This window comes from Mixta gaviniae (assembly GCF_002953195.1).
Taxonomy (GTDB): Bacteria; Pseudomonadota; Gammaproteobacteria; order Enterobacterales; family Enterobacteriaceae; genus Mixta; species Mixta gaviniae.
In genome coordinates this window covers 4,062,022-4,078,290 of record NZ_CP026377.1, presented here as the reverse complement: position 1 = coordinate 4,078,290, position 16,269 = coordinate 4,062,022, and the positions used below count along the sequence as shown (strand labels likewise).

General features: G+C 53.9%; 15 protein-coding genes and 1 pseudogene. 10 read left to right on the top strand and 6 right to left on the bottom strand.

From position 1 onward, the window contains the following. Nucleotides 1-2: 2 nt before the first annotated feature. From C2E15_RS19140 to C2E15_RS19120, 5 genes and pseudogenes are all read left to right on the top strand, one after another. Nucleotides 3-1,523: a conjugal transfer protein TraG N-terminal domain-containing protein gene (locus C2E15_RS19140; RefSeq protein WP_006785984.1), complete on the top strand. Its 1,521-nt coding sequence runs from the start codon at nt 3-5 to the stop codon at nt 1,521-1,523. Nucleotides 1,524-2,209: 686 nt separating this feature from the next. Beyond that, on the top strand, nt 2,210-2,647 hold the full coding sequence (gene umuD, locus C2E15_RS19135) for a translesion error-prone DNA polymerase V autoproteolytic subunit (protein ID WP_029376740.1): 438 nt from the start codon (nt 2,210-2,212) through the stop codon (nt 2,645-2,647). A 2-nt stretch (nt 2,648-2,649) separates the two neighbouring features. Then, nucleotides 2,650-2,877: pseudogene (locus C2E15_RS19130) on the top strand (Y-family DNA polymerase); the annotation flags it as partial. An 85-nt stretch (nt 2,878-2,962) separates the two neighbouring features. Further along, nucleotides 2,963-3,940 carry a tyrosine-type recombinase/integrase gene (locus C2E15_RS19125; protein ID WP_023202702.1) on the top strand — a complete coding sequence of 326 codons (978 nt, stop codon included), beginning with the start codon at nt 2,963-2,965 and terminating at the stop codon, nt 3,938-3,940. Next, the gene (locus C2E15_RS19120; RefSeq protein WP_006785987.1) at nt 3,940-6,066 is read left to right on the top strand and encodes a tyrosine-type recombinase/integrase; all 2,127 of its coding nucleotides are present in this window, start codon (nt 3,940-3,942) and stop codon (nt 6,064-6,066) included. The genes C2E15_RS19125 and C2E15_RS19120 overlap by 1 nt, the downstream gene beginning before the upstream one ends. A gap of 129 nt (nt 6,067-6,195) precedes the next feature. On the opposite strand, the gene C2E15_RS19115 is transcribed toward C2E15_RS19120, so the two are convergent. Both C2E15_RS19115 and C2E15_RS19110 read right to left on the bottom strand, forming a co-directional pair. Continuing rightward, nucleotides 6,196-6,495, bottom strand: a complete 300-nt coding sequence (locus C2E15_RS19115; protein ID WP_006785988.1) for a DUF305 domain-containing protein — start codon at nt 6,493-6,495, stop codon at nt 6,196-6,198. 77 nt (nt 6,496-6,572) lie between these two features. Then, nucleotides 6,573-9,023, bottom strand: a complete 2,451-nt coding sequence (locus C2E15_RS19110; protein WP_006785989.1) for a heavy metal translocating P-type ATPase — start codon at nt 9,021-9,023, stop codon at nt 6,573-6,575. A 259-nt stretch (nt 9,024-9,282) separates the two neighbouring features. Between C2E15_RS19110 and cadR the strand changes: the two genes are divergently transcribed. The 4 genes from cadR to arsC all read left to right on the top strand — a co-directional run bounded on the left by cadR (nt 9,283) and on the right by arsC (nt 12,215). Next, nucleotides 9,283-9,741: a Cd(II)/Pb(II)-responsive transcriptional regulator gene (gene cadR / locus C2E15_RS19105; RefSeq protein ID WP_006785990.1), complete on the top strand. Its 459-nt coding sequence runs from the start codon at nt 9,283-9,285 to the stop codon at nt 9,739-9,741. Nucleotides 9,742-10,003: 262 nt separating this feature from the next. Continuing rightward, nucleotides 10,004-10,357: a metalloregulator ArsR/SmtB family transcription factor gene (locus C2E15_RS19100; protein WP_006785991.1), complete on the top strand. Its 354-nt coding sequence runs from the start codon at nt 10,004-10,006 to the stop codon at nt 10,355-10,357. A gap of 96 nt (nt 10,358-10,453) precedes the next feature. Further along, nucleotides 10,454-11,737 (top strand): arsenic transporter, encoded by a 1,284-nt coding sequence (locus C2E15_RS19095; protein ID WP_006785992.1) that lies wholly within the window; start codon nt 10,454-10,456, stop codon nt 11,735-11,737. Nucleotides 11,738-11,786: 49 nt separating this feature from the next. Then, the gene (gene arsC, locus C2E15_RS19090) at nt 11,787-12,215 is read left to right on the top strand and encodes a glutaredoxin-dependent arsenate reductase (protein WP_006785993.1); all 429 of its coding nucleotides are present in this window, start codon (nt 11,787-11,789) and stop codon (nt 12,213-12,215) included. A gap of 56 nt (nt 12,216-12,271) precedes the next feature. Here the strand turns inward: arsC and arsH are convergent, their stop codons facing one another. Genes arsH through C2E15_RS19070 form a run of 4 tightly spaced genes read right to left on the bottom strand, consistent with a single transcriptional unit; the run spans nt 12,272 to nt 15,131 of the window. Continuing rightward, nucleotides 12,272-12,994 (bottom strand): arsenical resistance protein ArsH, encoded by a 723-nt coding sequence (gene arsH, locus C2E15_RS19085; protein ID WP_006785995.1) that lies wholly within the window; start codon nt 12,992-12,994, stop codon nt 12,272-12,274. Continuing rightward, the gene (locus C2E15_RS19080; protein ID WP_006785996.1) at nt 12,991-13,326 is read right to left on the bottom strand and encodes an ArsR/SmtB family transcription factor; all 336 of its coding nucleotides are present in this window, start codon (nt 13,324-13,326) and stop codon (nt 12,991-12,993) included. Before C2E15_RS19080 ends, arsH begins: the two co-directional genes overlap by 4 nt. A gap of 48 nt (nt 13,327-13,374) precedes the next feature. Further along, entirely contained in the window at nt 13,375-14,607 is a 1,233-nt protein-coding gene (locus tag C2E15_RS19075) for an MFS transporter (RefSeq protein ID WP_023202698.1), read from the bottom strand. Next, nucleotides 14,604-15,131, bottom strand: coding sequence for a GNAT family N-acetyltransferase (locus C2E15_RS19070; protein ID WP_020899215.1), 528 nt, complete (start codon nt 15,129-15,131; stop codon nt 14,604-14,606). Before C2E15_RS19070 ends, C2E15_RS19075 begins: the two co-directional genes overlap by 4 nt. A gap of 98 nt (nt 15,132-15,229) precedes the next feature. Between C2E15_RS19070 and C2E15_RS19065 the strand changes: the two genes are divergently transcribed. Next, nucleotides 15,230-16,129: a LysR family transcriptional regulator gene (locus C2E15_RS19065; protein ID WP_006786000.1), complete on the top strand. Its 900-nt coding sequence runs from the start codon at nt 15,230-15,232 to the stop codon at nt 16,127-16,129. Nucleotides 16,130-16,269: the final 140 nt, after the last annotated feature.

The following is a 16,269-nucleotide window of genomic DNA, read 5'->3' as shown; positions in this document are numbered from 1 at the left end:
CGATGACAACAAACAGCTATCTTGAGTATTTTCTCACGCTGCTCGGCTGGGTGATCAATAACGGCCTGTGGAATGTCCTGCTGAGCACCGGGCTTTTTGTCCTGCCGCTGGCGTTTAAGGTGGTGGGGATCTGGCTCAAAGTCCGTGAAGAGGGGGAGGATGAAGGCAACAAGGGGATGCTGTCGCTGCCTCGTATCGAGAACGCGCTGTATGCCGGATTCCTGGTGATGATTGCCTGCTGCGTACCGCTGATTAATGTCAGCCTCAGTACGATGCAGTACGACACAACCCGGGCAAAGAGCTGTGGTGTGTGGACGCCAAAAGCGCCGGATGAAAGCGGGTATGCCGGCGTGGTCACCAGTCTCAACGACCAGACGGCCGCAGCACCGGTGTGGTGGGTGCTGATTCATAAACTCTCGAAAGGGGTAACCCAGGCGGCCGTGGCGACCATTCCCTGCCGCCCTGACATGCGGCAGATCCGCTTTGAAGTGCAGCATACGCGTATCGACAACAAAGCGCTGGCGCAGGAACTGCAGGACTTCACCAACGACTGCTATTCGGTTGCGCTGTATCTGTGGAAGCAACAGGATCAGGGCCAGACAAAGGACAAAACTACGCTGCGTGATATCGAATGGATTGGCAGCAGTACATTCCTGAGCCGGTACTATCCTTCGTTGCAGTCCAAACTGCCCCGGGCTGCGTTCCCATGGTCTGACAGCCGGGACAGTGGCCGGCCCAATACCGGAAGAGGAGGCTATCCCACCTGCAGCGAGTGGTGGAGCAGTACGGACACAGGACTGAAAGCGCGGGTGAAAGATCAGGCCGACCCCGATATGTGGCTGCGTATCTCGGCCGCAATGAAAATGTCAGGCTTTAACGACAGTGACTATCAGGAAGCCGTCATCCGTCGTCTGGTAAGCCCGGAAAGCCTGACTGTCTCACAGAATGGTCACGTGTATGCCGGCTATGGCGGCAATGCCGATTTTACCCTGGATAATGCCGCGGCGCGCGTGGCCTCCATTGGCGGTACGGCCCTCGGCAGTCTGGCCGCGTTCCCGGCGTTCGATGCGATGCGACAGGCGCTGCCAATGGTGCAGGCCATCCTGCTGATGGCAATATATGTCATGCTGCCGCTGATCCTGGCATTTGCGGCCTACGAATTCAAAACCGTTATTACGCTGACCTTTGTGATGTTTGCTCTTAACTTCCTGACATTCTGGTGGGAACTGGCGCGCTGGCTCGACAGCTGGCTGTTAACCGCGTTGTACAGTTCGGATACACACAGTCGGTTCAATATGGCGGGACTGCAGAACAGCTCAGATGACCTTATTATGAATCTGGTTATGGGCACTATGTTTCTGGTACTTCCTGCTGTTTGGTTAGGGGCATTATCATGGGCAGGAGTTACCATCGGGAATGCTTTAAGCTCAGCATATCAGCAAGGAACAGCAAAAGCTGAAAGCTCTGGAGGTAAGTTGGGAGAGGCTGGAGCTAATGCTGTTGCAAATAAAGCTATGAAGTAAGCGTAAATTGTCACAAATGAGTAAGGGGGAGCCCTTACTCATCCTCGTTAACCATACGCCCTGCAGCGTCGTACCATCCCCATCCATGCTGGCCATCACGATATTTTCCATAACCTGGCTGCTCTTCCATAAAGTTCTCACATGGTGCATTTTCACTTTCGGAGAGATGTTTTCTATGAGGTGAGAGCACGGCACTAATGAGAAACAATGATCCAAAAGTGAGGATTACAAAACATGCAATGGGTATCATTGGGATATGCCCACACCAAGACGGTAGACGATGAGTAGCCGCCCACGACACACACCGTTTATCCCAGTTTAATAGAGTAGTTCTGGCTCGTTTCCATATACCCGCAAAACGGACGCCACGATTCCAGGCGCGTTTCTCTTGAGACTGATACATCACCCCCTCCGAATTACGTGAATTCTAAAGGGACTATAGCGGAATTTTTGTGCAATTACGAACATCCATGATACCTGACTGAGAACACTAATTAATTCTTTAAAACTCATCAGGTTACTTTTTTCCAAATAGTTACAGCTTGTCATCGTTGAAAATGCATTATTATACTGTATTTATAAACAGTATAATTTGAGGGGGGCGAGTTATGCCAATTCCTTTAGAACAGACGATGTGTTGGGATAAAAGTTCGCAGAAAAATTCAGCAAACACACCGGTTTTGATGATGGCGGCGATAGCCAGACTTACAGGTAGCAATCCATCACTGGCATGTGTTCCTTTGTTTGGCGATGGGGTTTCATGTGGTTTCCCTTCTCCCGCTCAGGATTATGTTGAAAAGCGTCTTTCCCTGGATGACCTTTGTATCCGCTATCCAGAAAGTACTTACCTGGTGCGAGCAGAAGGGGATTCGATGCGTAACGCCGGTATCAGAGATGGAGATTTATTAATAGTTGAATGTATTCGTGAGGCCAAGCACGGTGATATTGTCATTGCAGCTGTAAATGGAGAGTTTACCTGTAAACGACTGCAGTTGTTGCCTTCTCCAGCCCTGTTGCCAGCTAATCCCGCATATTCAGCTATACCCCTGACTGACGACATCGAAACCGTTGTCTTCGGTGTGGTACGCCATCTTGTGCATTCATTCAAGTTTAGGGGCGCTTAGCAGTGTTCGCCCTAGTCGATGTTAACTCATTTTACGCTTCCTGCGAGACAGTTTTCAGACCAGATCTCCGTGGCAAACCTGTGGTGGTGCTGTCTAATAACGATGGCTGCATAATAGCCCGTTCCTCAGCAGCAAAATCACTTGGGTTAAAAATGGGCGATCCCTGGTTCAAGGTTGGTCGTGAGGCTGAGAAAAAGGGTGTTGTAGCATTTTCAAGTAATTACAGCTTATAGTAAGTTAAATGGAATGCAACATCTTCGGTATAAACTTTAATCAGTTGTTATGAACTGAAAGGGGAAGGCCGTGAACACTTCCATGCATTCCGCATCTGCTCTTCTGCTGACTGAGCAGTGGCTTACAATTCTTTCGAATTTAGGAAGAGCCAGCGCAACTATTAAAGCCTATCGAAGTGCCCTGACGCATTTTTTTGCCTTCTGTGAAATACACGACATTGCTCCTGAAAGAGCTTCCTTTGAAGACATTGCAGGATATATCCGACCTCAGCTCCCTGATATGCCGTCGTCCGTTGCAAGCGCCACGCTCCAGTTGCGCCTTTCAGCTCTTCGTCTCTGGTATGACTTTCTGGTTTATCAGGATATTTGCAGTCTCAACCCGTTACCCCGTTCGGGTTTGCCTGGTGCCATTTATACCGGACGCGGCCTGATCCCACGTATCAACCGACTCCCCGTTATTCCCGATGACGGGGAGTGGCTCAGGTTCCTGAAACACGTTTCTGCAGCGCCTCTGCGTGACCGACTGATGCTTGCTCTGGCTTATTATGGGGCGCTCCGACGTACTGAAGTGACGGCTCTGAGGCTTGAGGACATTGACCTGGCTCATCGCCTGATACGCATCCGGGCAGAAACGACGAAAAACAGACGGGAAAGAATGGTCTGCTATAGCGCCGACGTTGCGCCGGTACTGGCAAACCATTTTCAAAAGCTACGGCTGGAAGGCTGGTCAGGCGGTGCTTTGTTCCGTTCCGTCTCTGACCGTAATTACGGCGCTCCTCTCTCTTTCTGGAGCTGGAGTAAAACCGTACGGAAATGGGCGGCAGAGACTGATCAGCCAGACATCACCACGCATACTTTTCGTCACCTCCGGCTGACGCATCTGGCACGGGCCGGATGGAAACTGCATGAACTGGCTACTTATGCAGGGCACAGGGACCCACGTACAACACAAATTTATATTCATCTGTCGGGAACGGATATGGCTGCCCGCATGGCTGCTGCCGTCGCTGAAACCGACCGTAAGATTGCAGGGCTTATCTTTCAGGCGGGAGCCGTGTGATGAAAGCAGAAACAGGAATTCATAAAATTTATGTCCCCTTCAGGCGTTCAGATTATCAGCTGAATAATGTGTTAAGCATTGAAGAGCTTGAGGCATTAAGCACAGGGCACAAACGTATCTCTGCTTTGAGCAAGCAAGGTCCGCTGTCATCTTTACTGCGGCCACTTCAGGATATTGCCGCCCGCAGCGGTACGAGTGACAGACTCGTCAGGATTATCATTCCTGTCGTGCTGGCGGAAATACACCGGACAAGGAAACCCTGCTGGCTGTGGGATTCGGAAAAGTGGCTGACGTTGTGCCTGCAGCACCGTTCCGGCAGGCCCCTTATTGCGGCATTTGCCTTCCATCTTGGCCCGTTTCCCTCACCGTTCGACCTGCCGCATCATGGTGCTCCGTCGTTGTACGCCTGTGCCATCTATGGCCGGGACATTTTCATTCAGGAACTCAACCGGCTGACTGATACGCTTGTCTCGCTGGGATACAAACGACAGAACCAGAAAAACGCCCTGTCAGCCCTGCTGGGCATACTGATGATGATGAACAATAATCCTGAGCTTGAAAGCTTCACAACTGAACTCCTGTGGCGCGCGCAGAATTATCACGATCGGGGAATCGCACGAACAGTAGGCAGAGTTTCACATGCGCTGGCCGCAATGGGCATCCTCAAAAGTGCCGTACGTATGCGCAATTACCGTGAGTGGCACGAAAAACCCACAGAAAATATTGCCACAGAGTGGGTAACGTGGTGCCGGCGCTGGAGAGAAACGTCGGTGCTTCGGCCCCGGTCCAGAGAGAGCCAGTACAGCTTTATCCTCCGCTGCGGTCTGTGGCTCGCCCGCGAGCATCCGGAAATTCGCTCGCCGTCCGACTGGACAATGGAGATCTGCGCCAGCTTCATTGCTGCAATCGGAAGAATGAAGGTTGATGAACTTTCACTGGGTACAGAACGTGGGGTGCGCCGCTCTCCACGTTCCGGAGAGCCCATGCTGCCAAATTCCCGTGCCGGTTTCGTGTATGCCGTTCGTCGTTTTATGTTTGACTACGAACTCTGGGAATGGGGACGTCTGAAATTCAGTCCGGCCCGCCATCTCTCCACACCTGATACACCGCTCTTTCGTCAGGGCGTCAATCCGCGTGTTATTGATGATCCTGTATGGCTGAAACTGGTCTGGGCAAGCCTGAATCTGCGTCAGGAAGATTTGCTCAGTGAAATTCACTACCCCCTCTCTATGCTGCAGGCTATGGCAGTCATCTGGACGCATGCAGGGCTGCGTCAGAATGAGCTGATGCGCCTGACCGCTGGCTGCATCATTCCACAATCGGAAGATATTAACCGGGACGACGGCAGTACCATTCCTGCCGGGACTCTTTGCTATCTGAACGTGCCGGCCGGCAAGACATCTAAAGCCTTTGTTAAGCCGGTTTCTGCAGTGGTGAAAAAGTATGTCGATATCTGGCTGGCAGAACGACCAGAAGAACAGGCAGCTCTGACGGATGAACGCACCGGTGAAAAAGTCCGTTTTCTGTTTCAGTACCGGGGCAAACCGGTGGGAAGAGACATAATAAACCGCACCGTTATTCCGGTTCTCTGTGCCCGGGCAGGAGTGCCTGAGGAAGACAGCCGGGGCCCCATTACCAGCCACAGGGGACGCGCATCGGCCGTAACTGCCCTGGCCAGTGTTCCTCAGGGCATGTCTTTATACGAGCTGATGCAGTGGTCAGGACACTCTTCGCCGCAATCCACCATGCATTATATTCGAATACGCCCGACGCAGCTTGCTGCCTCTTTTGTTAAAGCTGACCGGGTAGCGCACATGATAAGCGTGCTGATTGATCATGACCCCGCAGCAACCAGCCTCACGGGACCTGCGACATATTATGATCTGGGCGACTCTTTCTGTACTAATCCCTTCTGGAGCAGTTGCCCGCACCGTATGGCATGCATCGGATGTGATTTTAATCTGCCAAAGAGAAGTGCAAGAGGACTGTTACTGGAAAGTAAGGCATCGGTAAAACATTATCTTGAAGAAGTGCCACTGACGCCCGATGAGAAAGAAGTAATAGAAGGTGATGTGGAAAAACTGAACGCCGCTCTTATGAAAACAGATATCCCACGTATTCTGTAGCAGGCCCTGACCGGAATTCACTTTATGTGTGTGAAGGACGGCGTAGTAAGGAGCTGCTACGCCGTAACGAAAGTAATAAAAAAGAGCTTATTTACTGAGCCATACTTCCATCTGCCGTATTTCTTCTTTCTAGGCGCTGATAATGCTTTCAGCCATCTTCCGCATTGCCGGTGATTTACCATAACGGAGTTCCGTTTCGGCCATGGCAATGGCTCCTTTGTGATGTTCAATCATGCTCCTGGCAAATGCCCTGTCTGCATCCGGGTCCTGTACGGCCTTTATCATTCCTTCGTGCATATTATTCATGCCGTCCATATAGGCCTCAGAAGACGGTGACATTCCGGCATGGTTTCCGTGTACTGCCTGCGCAGCCGTTGCCGGAAACACGACTGCGAGCATCAGCAATAAAATCATGTTACGCGGTTTCATACTCTCTTCCTTTATCGGAGTGCAGATTAGCGGCTATTTTCAGGTGCCTGTCTTTACCGGAAGAGCAGCCAGACAGGTTACTTACGCAACAGGCGCAGACCGTTTGCCACGACAAGCAGGCTTGCCCCCACATCCGCGAATACGGCCATCCACATGGTCCCCATACCTGCAATGGTCAGGGCCAGGAACACTGCCTTGATCCCAATAGCCATAACGATATTCTGAACCAGAATGTTATACGTCTGCCGGGAGAGTCGGACAAAAGCCGGAATTTTACGCAAATCATCATCCATGAGGGCCACATCGGCAGTCTCGATGGCGGTATCCGTGCCCATTGCACCCATGGCAAAGCCGATATCGGCGCGGGCCAGCGCCGGTGCATCATTGATGCCGTCGCCCACCATGCCGGTCGTGCCCTGCGCCGTAAATGTTTCTACAGCACGCAGTTTATCTTCCGGCAGTTGATCCCCCCGCGCCTCATCGATACCAACCTGACCGGCAATGGCCTGCGCAGTGTGCGCATTGTCTCCGGTCAGCATGAGCGTTTTAACACCCAGACTATGCAACTGACTTATCGCCTCGCGGCTGCTTTCCTTCACCGTATCAGCCACCGCAAACAGCCCTAGCACCTGATGAGTGTCACAGAGCATGATGACCGTTTTACCCCCGGTCTCCAGTTCCGTTAGTGCAGCCCTGACCGCTTCCGGACAGCGCACCGTTTCTTCAGCCAGCCTCAGATTGCCCAGACTGTAGGTTTGACCGTTGATGACGCCGCGCACGCCGCGGCCTGGCAGAGCCTCAAAGTTTTCCACTTCATAACGCTGAATGCCATCTGATGCCGCCGATACAGCCTGCGAAACCGGATGATCGGAGTAACCTGCCAGGCTCACAGCCAGACTGCGCCCCTCATCTTCTGCCACCCCGGTATAGATAATCGCATCCGTCTGTACCGGCTTACCGTGCGTCAGGGTGCCGGTCTTGTCGAGCGCCAGCCACTTCAGCTTTCGGCCTTCTTCAAGATAAACGCCGCCCTTGATCAATATCCCCCGGCGGGCTGCTGCCGTCAGGCCACTGACAATGGTCACTGGCGTGGAAATGACCAGCGCACAGGGGCAGGCGATAACCAGCATCACCAGCGCCTTGTAAATCCACTCCTGCCAGCTTTCACCTGCAATCAGCGGTGGGAGAACGGCAACTGCGACGGCAATAGCAAACACCACAGGGGTATAAATTTGTGCAAAGCGATCAACAAAGCGCTGCGTAGGGGCTTTTGCCCCCTGCGCTTCCTCCACGGCATGAATGATACGCGCCAGCGTGGTATTTCCGGCAGCGGCCGTTACACGGTACTCAAAGCCACCGGAGCCGTTGACCGTCCCGGCGAAGACCGGGTCACCTTCCCCTTTATCCACCGGCAGACTTTCGCCGGTAATAGGTGCCTGATTAATGGCGGTCCTGCCCCGGACCACCGTGCCGTCGAGAGCGATACGCTCGCCCGGTTTTACCCTGACCACGCTGTTAAGGGATACAGACCTGGCCTCAGTTTCTTTCCAGGAGCCGTCCGGTTGCTGAACCGTGGCCGTTTCAGGCGTCAGCTTCATCAGAGAGCCGATGGCATTGCGGGCGCGATCAAGAGATTTCGCTTCAATCAGTTCCGCAATCGTGAACAGCACCATTACCATGGCGGCTTCAGGCCACTGTCCGAGCGCCAGCGCCCCGGTGACGGCAATACTCATCAGGGCGTTGATATTCAGGTTGCCGTTCCGAAGAGCAATCCAGCCTTTTTTGTACGTGGACAGGCCACAGGCCGCAACGGCAGCCAGAGCAAGAGCCGCTTCCAGCCATTCCGGCATGCCCGCCCAGTGCATGGCTTCGGCGGCGATTGCCGCCACACCGGCAAGCGCGAGCGGCCACCAGTGTTTTTTCTTTTCCTCAGTGACCGCGTGCCGGCCATTACTGTCAGGAAGTTCAGGTTCAAAGCCCAGAGAACGAATGGCGGCCAGAACCGGCTCCAGCGTATCCGGTGCGTGAACCACCGTCAGTACACGCTGCATAAGATTGAAATCCAGTTCCTTGACGGCTGACATGCCGTCCAGCTTTTTACGGATCATGCCCTCTTCAACCGGGCAGTCCATCTGCATGATCCTGATACTGGTACGCACCCCGTCAGCGGTCACCTGCTGCGTCTGCAGCTCACCGAATGTGACAGGGGCAGGCGAGCAGCAGGAACCGCCGGTATTTTCCGCCTCACGGCCTGAGCAGCAGCTGCCTTCAGGCTGCATTGCTTTATCAATCGGTTCCGGGTCAAAACCCAGCGAGCGCACCGCCTGCAGAACCGGTTCCAGCGCCTGCGGTGTATGGGTCACGGTAAGCACCCTCTGTATCAGATTGAATTCAAGATTGCTGACGGCAGGTAATTTTGCCAGTTTTTTTCGGAGGAGCGTCTCCTCCGTCGGGCAGTCCATCTGCATGATGCGCAGACGCGTCTGAACGTCATCGTTGCGGGGAAGCTCTGCAACCGGTTCGGACATCTGGCTCAGGCCGTCCGTTGAGCAGCAGCTCCCGGTGCTGCAACAGGCCGGTGTGGTCTGAGTCGTTTTTGGTGGCATTTTCCCTGAAGCCTCAGTCGGGGCAGTGGCGGTATTTTTAACAGACGCCTCCTCTCCGGTTGCGGCTGATCCACATTTTTTATTACTGCAGCAGTCACTCATTTTTTTATCCCGTTCATAACGTATACTGGCATTAAAGACCCTGATGTAACTACAGGGTCAAGCTCAGAAGAGGTGTGATATGAAAATTGGTGAACTGGCCCGCCAGGCGGGATGTCCTGTAGAGACGGTACGTTATTATGAGCGAGAGGGGCTTCTGCAGGCCGCATTGCGGGACCAGACTAATAACTACCGCCATTACGATAGCGCACATCTCGAAAGGCTTATGTTTATCCGGCGCTGCCGGGCGCTCGATATGACCCATGAAGAAATCCGGGTGTTGCTGCAGGCGCGCAGCCAGCCAGACGCAGACTGCGGTACGGTTAATGCCCTGATAAATGAACATCTGAACCACGTTCAGGCCCGTATTCGTGAACTAAATATGCTGGAAAAACAACTATTTGAGCTCCACAGCCACTGCAATGCCAACCGGGCAACACGGGACTGCGGTATTCTGCGCGAACTGGAGCAGGCAGAAGAGCCTGAGGATATCGTGCCGGTTATCACTGCAGGTCATCTGGCCGGAAGCCACTCTTACTGATGCTGCTTTCTGCCATAAGTAGAACGGTTCACTAAAGAAACAGGCTTTTTTTGTGATGTTACTTCGTCATGCCCGACCATTAAGGCAGCTGAAAGTGTGCTGCCGTTAAAATCTGTGTGATATCGTTTAACCGCTATTCCCTCATTAAGCTGTACTGAAAAGCCTGTAAGCACGTCAAAACATATATGAATTTATAAATATAAAGTTGACCTTTCGTCTGCAGCAGACGAGACTTGTTGCTGTCCGCCACGAAGGAGAAATTATGCCGTCACTGCTGCCCCTGCAACTTTTTAAGAATCTTTCTGACGAAACCCGGCTCAGCCTGGTGCTGTTGTTGCGCGAAAAAGGGGAGCTTTGCGTCTGCGAGCTTGTATCTATCCTGAAAGAAACACAGCCAAAAATATCGCGGCACCTGGCCCTGCTCAGAGAGAGTGGACTGCTTATCGACAGGCGCGACGGCAAGTGGATCCATTACCGGTTATCGCCACACATGCCTGCGTGGGCAGCAGCGGTCATTGAGCAGGCATATCTGTGTCAGCGGGATGAAATTCTTCATCTCAGTCAGCAGGCTGAGCGTGATAACGCAACCACCAACGGCAAAGCTGTCTGCATGTAAAAATTTTATCTAAACACATTCGATTAAACGCATATATTTACAGGGTACAGTTAGCAGCCCGCTTCAACGGGCAGTTATAATTAAGAAGGAGAGGGTATGTTTCTGGCGGGTGCGATTTTTATTCTGACGCTGGTACTGGTTATCTGGCAGCCGAAAGGACTCAGTATTGGCTGGAGTGCCGTTATCGGCGCCGCGCTGGCGCTGCTGACCGGCGTAGTACAAATCGGGGATATTCCGGTGGTCTGGCAGATTGTCTGGAACGCCACGGCCACGTTTATTGCGGTCATCATTATCAGCCTGCTGCTCGATGAGTCCGGCTTTTTTGAATGGGCCGCGCTGCACGTTTCCCGCTGGGGAGGCGGCAGGGGCCGGCTGCTGTTCACGTATATCGTTCTGCTGGGTGCGGCAGTGGCGGCGCTGTTTGCCAATGACGGAGCCGCGCTAATTCTGACGCCGATCGTTATCGCCATGCTGCTGGCGCTGGGCTTCAGCCCCGGGGCCACGCTGGCGTTTGTGATGGCGGCCGGGTTTATCGCCGATACCTCCAGCCTGCCGCTCATCGTGTCAAACCTGGTCAACATCGTCACGGCAGACTTCTTTAAACTGGGTTTCAGCGAGTATGCCTCGGTGATGGTGCCGGTGAATATCGCGTCCGTGGCCGCCACGCTGGTGATGCTGCACCTGTTTTTCCGCAGGGACATCCCGGACACTTACGACCTGGCGAAGCTGAAGGCGCCGCGTGAGGCCATTCGCGATGCGCGTACCTTTAAAACCGGCTGGATTGTTCTCATCCTGCTGCTGATCGGCTTCTTTGCCCTCGAACCACTCGGCGTGCCGGTCAGCCTTGTGGCCGCGGTGGCGGCGTTTATTCTCTGGCTGGTAGCCCGGAAAGGCAATGTGATTGATACCGGAAAGGTACTGAAAGGTGCGCCCTGGCAGATCGTTATCTTCTCGCTGGGCATGTACCTGGTGGTATACGGACTACGCAATGCCGGGCTAACTGATTACCTTTCTGCCGCCCTGAACCGGTTTGCCGAGCATGGCGTCTGGGGCGCAACGCTCGGCACCGGCTTTCTGACGGCGGCGCTTTCATCAGTCATGAACAACATGCCTACCGTGCTGGTTGGCGCGCTCTCCATTGACGGCAGCACCGCTCAGGGCGTGGTGAAGGAGGCGATGATTTACGCCAACATCATCGGCTGCGACCTCGGTCCGAAAATCACCCCTATCGGTAGCCTCGCTACCCTGCTGTGGCTGCACGTCCTGGCACAGAAAAACATAACCGTCAGCTGGGGCTACTACTTCCGCGTGGGCATCGTGATGACCCTGCCGGTACTGTTTGTGACGCTGGCTGCGCTGGCCCTGCGCCTGTCTGTTTAACCTTAACCCCGGAGCTGTGCCTGTGCAGCGCCTTTATGGAGTAACGCTCATGACTGACATTACCATTTATCACAATCCGGCCTGCGGGACGTCCCGCAATACCCTGGCGCTTATCCGCAACAGCGGCACCGAGCCCACGGTGATTCTGTATCTGGAAACACCGCCGTCGCGCGACGAGCTGAAAAAGCTGATTACGGACATGGACATTAGCGTGCGTGCCCTGCTGCGTAAAAATACCGATCCCTACGAGCAGCTCGGCCTGGCTGAAGACCGGTTCAGCGATGAAGAACTGCTCGATGCGATGCTGGCTCATCCGATCCTCATTAATCGTCCGGTGGTGGTGACGCCGCTGGGAACGAAGCTCTGCCGCCCCTCCGAAGTGGTTCTGGGCATACTGCCGGACCCGCAGAAGGGAGCGTTTACCAAAGAGGACGGCGAAGCAGTCATTGATGAGCAAGGGAATCGCGTCAGCCACTGATGTTTCCCTTGGCTGTGACAGGGAAAATGTGAAAAAGCCGGCAGATGCCGGCTTTTTTATATGCTGCGCTGGTTTACCCGCTCAGAGAGCTGCGCAGCACTCTCCTTCCTTTCGCTGTAGCGGTCGGTGAGATAACCACTACGACCGCGCGTCAGCAGGGTGAACTTCATCAGTTCCTCCATGACGTCCACTATGCGGTCATAATACGGAGAAGGCTTCATGCGGCCGTCCTCATCAAACTCGGCCCAGGCTTTTGCAACGGATGACTGGTTCGGGATAGTGATCATCCGCATCCAGCGCCCAAGAATACGCATCTGGTTTACGGCGTTGAAAGACTGTGAGCCTCCGCTGACCTGCATGACAGCAAGGGTTTTCCCCTGCGAGGGCCGGACCGCCCCGGACGTCAGCGGTATCCAGTCAATCTGCGTCTTCATGATGCCGGTCATGGCACCGTGACGCTCAGGAGAGCACCAGACCATCCCTTCAGACCAGAGCACTAGCTGGCGCAGCTCTGCGACCTTCGGATGCGTCTCAGGTACATCATCCGGCAGCGGCAGGCCGGACGGATTGAATAACTTCACCTCCGCGCCCATGGCCGTCAGCAGCCGTGCGGCCTCTTCCGTGGTGAGTCGGCTGTAAGAGCGCTCCCGAAGCGAACCGTAGAGCATCAGTATGCGGGGCGGATGCGCCACCTCTTCGGCCTTTAATTTCTCTTCCGAAAGGGGCGTATCCAGGAGTGTCAGATCGATATTGTTCAGGGCATCATTCACGTTATTCACAATGGAGTCTCTTTATGGGAAATCTCGGTAGACAGGCTGCAGCTACTGCCACCGGCGCAGCACTCTTCAGTGAGAAAAGCCATCAGCTGCTCAAGCTGCGCATAGCAAGGTCTGCAGAACAAGGTACGACTCTGCCGTTCCTGGCTTATGAGTCCAGCGGACATCAGCGCTGAAAGATGATGGCTGAGCGTGGAGGCAGGAATCTCAAGGTGCTTCTGCAGTTCGCCAACCGGCAGGCCTTCATGACCAGCCCTGACCAGCTCCCGGTATATGCGGAGACGTGTCGGGTGGCCCAGTTCTCGAAGTGCGTTTGCTGCGGTGTGTAAATCCATGCGGCCTCCTTTAACTATATTTCCAGAATAATAGAAATATGGAAGCCGTCAAACATTTTTTTCGTGAAGGGTAGATGCTCCATGGTCCCGGTTCTGCACAACAGAGCCAGAATGACGCTGCCAGAGGACCACAGAAATCGCCGTAATGATCAGGGTCAGGATGAAGGAAAAAAGCAGCGTGCCGGGTATACCGTAGCGCTCCAGCAGTATGGCATACGCAGACGGAGCCAGTGCCGCGAGAAAAAATGCCGGCGACATCAGTATTCCTGTTTTGCGGGCGTACTGCTGCGGATCAAACAGCACAAGAGGAAGTACGGCCTTCACGATCGTATTCAGTCCGTTTACGGCCCCATAGCCCAGAACGAAAAAGGCTGTAGCCACAGGAGTAATGCTGCCTGCAAGGCCGGTCAGAAAACAGAGGGGAAGCAGGATACCGGTTATAAGGTTCAGGCGTATCGCGGAGATTCGTGCACCTGAAACTACACCCAGCAGACGGGCACCTAACTGCCCCACTCCCCACAGCATGCCAGCCAGAGCAGGCACGCCATAAGAGGCCAGTATCCGGGGAAAATGTGTGGACACGCCGGTGGAGACAAAGCTTATCAACGCTATCAGAGTGGCATACCACAGGCCGCTGATGAGTGCTTTTGTGTCCTCTGATGTTGCTGTTGCGTCAGCCGAATGGCCGGATCGCCCTGTTACGGGAAGTTTTACCCGACTGCCTGCCGGAACGGCAGTTAAAAAAAACAGGCTCAGCAGGCCCGCACAGCCATAAATGATGACGGCATGCCGCCAGTCGGTGACGTGAAGAAGCGCTGCGCCAGCAGGCCAGAAAGCGGCCGACGCGAGACCGCCCAGCAGGGTGACCAGAGAGATTGCCTTGCGAGCCTCTGCGCCTGCGGTTTCCACAAGCATGGCAAAAGCGGCGTCATACAGAGCAAGCCGCATGCCCGCGCCTGTCAGGATCCAGACGGCATCCCACGCTAATGTTGAATAGGTAAACGCCATCAGAAAACACCCGATGGTTATAGCCAAAGTTCCCGCCATCATCAGGGTGCGTCCACCGGTACGGGCCATTACGGGACCGATAAGCGGTGAAACCAGCCCCATAACGAGCATGGCAACGCTCAGGCCGGAGAATGTCTCACCGGAAGACCAGCCTGTTTCCGCCATGATGGCGGCTCCGAAGACACCCGGCATGTAGAACGTAATACCCCAGTTGATAAGCTGCGTCATGCCGATGCAGAAAATGGTGCGGCCTGTCAGATATCCTTGTGTCATTCTGTACTTTCCGGAAGCGTAGCGTCGCCATGCCCGAGCGTACGCTGCAGGATAACCGTATCGAGCCAGCGCCCATGCTTGAATCCTACAGACCTGAGGGTGCCAGTGATGCTGAAGCCTGCAGCGCGGTGAAGAGCAAGGGAGGCAGTATTTTCACTGTTCCCCACCACCGCTACAAGTTGCCGAAAACCACGGGCTTCTGCCCATCCTACTGCACGGGATAGCAGCATTTTTCCAATGCCCCGCCCCTGATACGTGGCATCAACATATACAGAGTCTTCCAGAGTAAAGCGATAGGCGCACCGTTCCCGGTATAGAGACAAATAGCAGTATCCTCGAACAATTCCTCCGTCAACCGCCACCAACCAGGGCAGTCCTGCTGCATGTACCTTTTTCAGCCGGGCTGCCATTTCAGCCTCACCCGGCGGTTCGGTTTCAAAAGTGGCGGTGCCGTGTAATACGTGATAAGCATAAATCTGTTGTATAGCGGGAATATGTCGTTCATCTGCTTCGGTTATTTCCATCAGTACAGCTCCCTTTCAGATCAGAAACAGAGACTAACCCGGATGAATCATTTCAGACAGGCAGCAGGGCTTATCAGCGTTATGAGGAAAACTTTGGCATGGCAACACTGAACCTCGATCATCTGGCTACCTTCAGGCTGGTCATCAGCCGGGGCAGTTTCTCGGGGGCGGCAGAAGTACTTGGCTTGTCGCAACCGGCAGTGAGCCTGCAGATAAGACAGCTGGAGCAGACGCTTAAGGTCAGGCTTATTGAGCGAACCAGCCGGGGAGTAAGACCAACGACTGCCGGTTTGACTCTCGCTGAACACTGCATGAAAATTGATGCGGTGGTAAGCGGAGCGGTTGAAGCGGTTTCCCTGCATTCAGACGAAATAACCGGCACCGTTACTGTCGGCACAGGCGCAACAGCCTGTATCCATCTGCTACCTCACTTACTGCAGCAACTTCGACAGACCCATCCCCTGCTGAAGGTGGATGTACGCACAGGCAATACTTCAGATATTGTACGGGGAGTGGAGGAAAACCGTATAGATATTGGTCTGGTAACGCTGCCGGCAGCCGGTAAATGCCTGAGTGTCAGCCCGCTGGGTACGGATGAGTTTGTTGTAATCATGGAAAAGGACACCTCGGAGCAGAGTGCAAAACCGCTGTCTCCTGATACCCTTTTGCCACTGCCGCTGATTGTATTTGAACCCGGAAGTGCCACACGCGATCTGATTGACGGATGGTTCAGCGATGCAGGGCATACTGTCAGCCCGGTTATGGAGCTTGGCAGTATTGAAGCCATTAAAAGGATGGTTCGTTCCGGCCTGGGTTACAGCATCGTTCCCCGTATGTCCGTTGCAAGTCATGAAGAAAGGCAGGGTCTCAGTCTTTACTCAGTAACGCCATCGCTTCACCGGACTCTGGGGACAGTGATGCGGGAGGATCGGATTGTCAGCAGGGGCATAAGTGAAGTACTGAACAGACTAAGTAAGATCTTTCCTGAATCAAAATAAATTTTTAACATGCCCTGACACAGAAAGTCCTGATAGCTGCTTGTTTTACGAGCTGTCGTTCCGCTATAAATTCAAATAAATCAATAGTCCATTATTTTAATGATATTTGTGTCGCCCCACGCTTCTTGCTTCGTCCGTAA

Bases quoted from the DNA above. Each gene is read 5' to 3' on its own strand.
- C2E15_RS19120 (WP_006785987.1), top strand. From the start codon at position 3,940: ATGAAAGCAGAAACAGGAATTCATAAAATTTATGTCCCCTTCAGGCGT.
- C2E15_RS19095 (WP_006785992.1), top strand. From the start codon at position 10,454: ATGTTTCTGGCGGGTGCGATTTTTATTCTGACGCTGGTACTGGTTATC.
- C2E15_RS19115 (WP_006785988.1), bottom strand. From the start codon at position 6,495: ATGAAACCGCGTAACATGATTTTATTGCTGATGCTCGCAGTCGTGTTT.
- C2E15_RS19125 (WP_023202702.1), top strand. From the start codon at position 2,963: ATGCATTCCGCATCTGCTCTTCTGCTGACTGAGCAGTGGCTTACAATT.
- C2E15_RS19080 (WP_006785996.1), bottom strand. From the start codon at position 13,326: ATGGATTTACACACCGCAGCAAACGCACTTCGAGAACTGGGCCACCCG.
- cadR (WP_006785990.1), top strand. From the start codon at position 9,283: ATGAAAATTGGTGAACTGGCCCGCCAGGCGGGATGTCCTGTAGAGACG.
- C2E15_RS19075 (WP_023202698.1), bottom strand. From the start codon at position 14,607: ATGACACAAGGATATCTGACAGGCCGCACCATTTTCTGCATCGGCATG.
- C2E15_RS19100 (WP_006785991.1), top strand. From the start codon at position 10,004: ATGCCGTCACTGCTGCCCCTGCAACTTTTTAAGAATCTTTCTGACGAA.
- C2E15_RS19140 (WP_006785984.1), top strand. From the start codon at position 3: ATGACAACAAACAGCTATCTTGAGTATTTTCTCACGCTGCTCGGCTGG.
- C2E15_RS19070 (WP_020899215.1), bottom strand. From the start codon at position 15,131: ATGGAAATAACCGAAGCAGATGAACGACATATTCCCGCTATACAACAG.
- arsC (WP_006785993.1), top strand. From the start codon at position 11,787: ATGACTGACATTACCATTTATCACAATCCGGCCTGCGGGACGTCCCGC.
- C2E15_RS19065 (WP_006786000.1), top strand. From the start codon at position 15,230: ATGGCAACACTGAACCTCGATCATCTGGCTACCTTCAGGCTGGTCATC.
- C2E15_RS19110 (WP_006785989.1), bottom strand. From the start codon at position 9,023: ATGTCCGAACCGGTTGCAGAGCTTCCCCGCAACGATGACGTTCAGACG.
- umuD (WP_029376740.1), top strand. From the start codon at position 2,210: ATGGCGGCGATAGCCAGACTTACAGGTAGCAATCCATCACTGGCATGT.